Here is a 4699-nt window from a genome sequence, read left to right as displayed (position 1 = left end):
TCGACGTCGCCCTCGCTCGCCGGCTGGCCCATCTTGACCCGCTCGTACAGCAGCTCGAACACGCGCCGGGCCTGCTCGCTCGCGACTTTCGGTCCCTTGATGACGATCTGGTTGCCGTTCGCGTAGGCCGAAACGCCGAGCGAGCGCTCGATGCGAGCGATGTTCTGGTCGTAATGGCCGAAGACCACGGAAGCGGCCGCGTTGTCGGGAAAGGCGATCGAGATTTCGGCAGCCTTGGACTCACGAAGCGTCGCGTTCGGCGTGGGCGGGGCGGCGGCGATGCGCGACGGCGACGAATCCTGTGGCTTCAAATCGATACTCTCCCTTGGCTCTGGTTCTCGGTTCGAATCATCCTGCACTTGGGATCAAATCCTGTTTTTACGACGCCGGCGAGACAATGCGGCCACGCAGCGAATTGGGGCCGACGCCGACGTTCTCGACATCCGCCATCTCGCCGATGAGCGCCAGAGGACCTTCGGCGAACACCGCCTGCATATAGGGCGAACGGCCGATCACCTGGCCCTCGCGCCGGCCGGGCTTTTCGAACAGGACCGCGAGGCGCCGCCCCACGCAGGCCCGGTTGAAGGCCTGCCGCTGGTCTTCGAGCAGCGCCTGCAAAGCGGCCAGCCGCGAAGACTTGACGCCTTCGTCGACCTGTCCGCCCATCTCCGCCGCCGGCGTTCCCGGCCGGGCGGAATATTTGAAGGCGAACGACGAGGCGAAGCCGACGGCTCGCACGAGGTCGAGCGTCGCCTCGAAGTCCGCCTCGGTCTCGCCCGGATAGCCAACGATGAAGTCCGACGACAACGCCACGTCCGGCCGCGCCGCGCGCACGCGCGCGACGATGGCGAGATAGTCCGCGGCGCGGTGACGCCGGTTCATCGACGCCAGAATGCGGTCGGAGCCCGACTGGACGGGAAGGTGGAGATAGGGCGCGAGCGCCTCGACGTCTCGGTGCGCGGCGATCAGGTCATCGCTCATGTCGTTGGGGTGCGAGGTGGCGTAGCGCACCCGCGCCACCTCTGGGACCGCGGCCGCGGCGGCGATCAGGCCGGCAAGCCCCACCGGCCGCCCGGCCGGATCGACCCCGCGGTAGGCGTTGACGTTCTGGCCGATCAGCATGACCTCACGAACGCCGGCGCGGACGAGCCAGCCAATCTCCTCGAGAATGGCGGCGACCGGGCGCGAGATCTCGGCGCCGCGCGTGTAGGGCACGACGCAGAAGGAGCAGAACTTGTCGCAGCCCTCCTGAACGGTGACGAAGGCGGCGACCCCGCGCCGCGCCACGGCGCCGGGGGCGCTCGCCGGAAGACGCGCGAACTTGTCCTCGGCGGGAAAATCGGTGTCGATCACTCCCGTCCGAGATTCGGCCTCGCGCAACAACTCCGGCAGGCGATGATAGCTCTGGGGGCCGACGACCACGTCCACCGCCGGCTGGCGGCGCAGGATCTCGCCGCCCTCGGCCTGGGCGAGGCAGCCCGCCACCACCAGCGTCGTGCGGCGGCCGCCGCGCTTGCGCTCTTCCTTCAGCTCGCGCAGCTTGCCGAGCTCGGAATAGATCTTTTCCGACGCCCGTTCCCGGATGTGGCAGGTGTTGAGGACGATCAGGTCCGCGTCTTCGGCGCTCGCCGCCTCCCTGTAACCCTCGACCGCGGCCAGATCGGCCATGCGCTGCGAGTCGTAGACGTTCATCTGGCAGCCGAAGGACTTGATGAACGCGCGCGGGGCTTTCTCCGTTCCGTTCGCAGCGTCGCGGCGCGCGGCGTCAAACACAGTCGATTCGGACAATGAGAGTCTCCAGGGGCACACCCCTATTTAGGCGCTTTCCGGGCCGGCGAGAATACCCGACGGCCGCACGGCGCGAGCTTCCGCGGCGAGACGCCGCACTGCCGCTTCGGTGAGGCGGGCGGCCGTCTTGCGGTGCATGTCCGGCGTCACGCGGATCGGTTCGCCGCAGTAGACGTCGCAGGTCGCGCCGCCGCCGCCCGCGAAGCGATAGAAATGCGGCATGAAGGTCATGTCGCCGTACCAGGCGACCCTCGGCCGCACGAAACGGGCCATGGGCAAGCCGCCCAGACGCGAATAGTGGAGATAGACGGGCTGAATGAGCGCGGGACTCTCGTTGCCGGACATCGCCGCCAGCCGGATCGCCTCGAAATGCGACGAGCGGAAGCGCATCAGGCGGTTGCCGTCCCCGGTCGTCGCCTCGGCGAACAGCAGGACCGGCGAACCGGCGCGCATCGTTTCGGCCATTCTGGCGTTGACGCCGGGGATGCAGCGGCGGCGTCCGCGGTCGACATAGACGACCCCTTGCATGGCGACGAGTTCGCGCCCGAGGGGATGCTCGCCGATCTCCTTCTTGGCGAGGAAGCTCATCGGCGCGAGCGCGCCCATGACGGGAATATCCAGCCAGGAGACATGGTTGGCGACGATCAGCCGGCTGCCCTCGGCGACGAGTTCGCCATGCTGGCGAACCGTCACGCCGAGCCCCGCGCAGAGCAGGCGCTGGAACAGGACCGGGATCCGCTCTCCAAGGCGCCAGCCGAGGCGCTGGGCGAGGCGCCGCGGCGGCCCGAAGACGACGACGAAGCCCGCGAGCGCGAGCACGAGACCCGCAAAGCGAACGCAAGTGCTCGCCGCGAGCGGCGGGGCGACAGGTTTGGCGGTCGCGGCCAGACTCATAGGCTCCTCCGCATCACGACCGCGAGGGCCCGCGAGCCGTCCTTGCGGCGATAATAGCCTGGACGTTCGCCGACTTTCATGAAGCCGAGACGACGATAGAGCGCGATCGCCGCCGCGTTGTCCTCGTCGACCTCGAGGAACATCGCCCGGGCGCCCGCGTTCGCGGCGCGCCGCAGGGTCTCGGCGAGCAAGGCTCGCCCGACGCCCCGACCTCGCCACGCCGCCTCCACCGCGATGGTCAGGATCTCGGCTTCGTCGGCGGCCAGACGCGCGAGCGCGAAGCCGCGCAAGGCGCCGTTGACCGGATCGAGCGCAGCCGCCGCCAAGGTCGCGCTGTCGGCGATGAGCTGGGCGACCTCCTCGGCCGACCACGGATGGGCGAAGCCGGCGGCGTGCAGGCGGGCGCAAGCGTCCGCCTTGTCGCTTCGCAGAGGCCGGACCACCGGCGCGGACCATCGGCCGCCGAAACCGAAAATCATAGACCCCTCAGGCGGACGTCCGGGCGATCGGCTCGGCCGGGTTCGGCCGCGCGTCCGGCGGCTTGACGTAGAGCGGGCGAGCGGGATTGTGCGCGGGATCGAGAGCCAGTCCGATCCGGGCGACCGCCAAAATTTCGGGCGCCGCGGCCGCCGCCGCGAGGTCGTAGGGCAGGCCCGCGCGGTGCGCTTCGGCGGCGACGAGTTCGACCGCGTCGCCGGCCAGCAGCGCCGGCCCGGCGCCGATGCCGCGCACGCACTCGCGCAGTGTGTCGCAGCGGGGCGGACCGAGCGGTCGGCCGGACGGCTCGAACAGCTGGAAGTAGACCGACCCGTGCCGGGCGTCGATGGCCGCCGCGATGATCCCCGGCCGAGGTTCGCTGAGCAGCGGCGCGGCGAAGGCGACCAGGGTCGACACTCCGACCACCGGGATGCCGAGCGCCAGTCCCATGGCGCGGGCGAGCGCGAGCCCGACCCGGATGCCCGTGAACGAGCCGGGACCGACCGTCACCGCGATCCGGCCGATCGACGGGAGGCCGCCCTCGATGCCGCGAGCGACCTCCTCGACCATCGGGGCGAGCGCCTCCGCGTGGCCGCGCGCCATCGCGCGGCTGACAATCGCGAGCGGCTCAATCCGCCCGGTCTCGACGACAGCGACCGAGGCCGCGCCGCAGGACGTGTCGATGGCGAGGATGCGCATCGATTACCTTTGTGACTTGGAACGGCAGGAAATTCGCAGGCGCCGGCTCCCCCTCACTCGGCGGCCTTGGGCCGCCCTCTCGCCTCATCGCGTGATCAGCGTTCCGGAACCCTGGTCGGTGAGAAGCTTGATCAGCACCGCGTGCGGAATCTTGCCGTCGAGGATGACCACGCCCTCGACGCCGCGCTCGAGCGCGTAAATGCAGGTCTCGACCTTGGGGATCATGCCGCCGGTGATCGTGCCATCGGCGATCAGGCCCCGGATGTCGTCGACCTTGAGCTCCTTGATCAGGTTCTTGTCCTTGTCGAGCACGCCCGGCACGTCGGTGAGGAACAACAGGCGCTTGGCCCCGAGCGCGCCGGCGATCGCGCCGGCGAACGTGTCGGCGTTGACGTTATAGGTCTGGCCGTCAGCGCCCTGAGCCACCGGAGCCAGGACGGGGATCAGCTCGCGCCCGAGGATCTGTTCGAGCACCGTCATGTCGATCTTGTCGGGCTCCCCGACGAAGCCGAGGTCGACGACGTCCTCGTCCGGACTGGCGCCGTGGGGACGGTGCACCTTGCGGGCGATGACCATGTTGCCGTCCTTGCCGCAAAGACCGACCGCGCGGCCGCCCTCGGCGTTGATCGAGCCGACGATCGACTTGTTGATCGAGCCGGCGAGGACCATTTCCACGATCTCGATGGTCGGCTTGTCGGTGACCCTTAAGCCCCCGGAGAACTGCGATTCGATGCCGAGCTTCTTCAGCATCGAGCCGATTTGCGGTCCGCCGCCATGGACCACCACCGGATTGATGCCGGACTGCTCGAGGAGCACCATGTCCTTGGCGAAGTCGCGCGCC

General features: G+C 69.4%; 5 protein-coding genes and 1 pseudogene. All 6 read right to left on the bottom strand.

Annotated elements, in window-relative coordinates:
- Nucleotides 1-311: pseudogene (locus tag ACLP25_RS29110) on the bottom strand (PhoH family protein); the annotation flags it as partial.
- Between the two features lie 67 nt (nucleotides 312-378).
- A complete protein-coding gene (miaB, locus tag ACLP25_RS29105; RefSeq protein WP_442472579.1) occupies nucleotides 379-1788 on the bottom strand; it encodes a tRNA (N6-isopentenyl adenosine(37)-C2)-methylthiotransferase MiaB in 1410 nt (469 codons plus the stop codon).
- A 27-nt stretch (nucleotides 1789-1815) separates the two neighbouring features.
- Complete coding sequence (locus ACLP25_RS29100) at nucleotides 1816-2682, bottom strand: lysophospholipid acyltransferase family protein (RefSeq protein WP_442472578.1); 867 nt, start codon at nucleotides 2680-2682, stop codon at nucleotides 1816-1818.
- On the bottom strand, nucleotides 2679-3161 hold the full coding sequence (gene rimI / locus ACLP25_RS29095) for a ribosomal protein S18-alanine N-acetyltransferase (protein ID WP_442472577.1): 483 nt from the start codon (nucleotides 3159-3161) through the stop codon (nucleotides 2679-2681). The genes ACLP25_RS29100 and rimI overlap by 4 nt, the downstream gene beginning before the upstream one ends.
- 7 nt (nucleotides 3162-3168) lie before the next feature.
- Nucleotides 3169-3858, bottom strand: coding sequence for a tRNA (adenosine(37)-N6)-threonylcarbamoyltransferase complex dimerization subunit type 1 TsaB (gene tsaB, locus ACLP25_RS29090; protein WP_442472576.1), 690 nt, complete (start codon nucleotides 3856-3858; stop codon nucleotides 3169-3171).
- A gap of 84 nt (nucleotides 3859-3942) precedes the next feature.
- Nucleotides 3943-4699: acetylglutamate kinase (gene argB / locus ACLP25_RS29085; RefSeq protein WP_442472575.1), on the bottom strand; the 757-nt coding region annotated here is incomplete at its 5' end.

Source organism: Roseiarcus sp., assembly GCF_052145395.1.
GTDB lineage: Bacteria > Pseudomonadota > Alphaproteobacteria > Rhizobiales > Beijerinckiaceae > Roseiarcus.
This window is presented reverse-complemented; position numbering and strand designations above follow the sequence as displayed.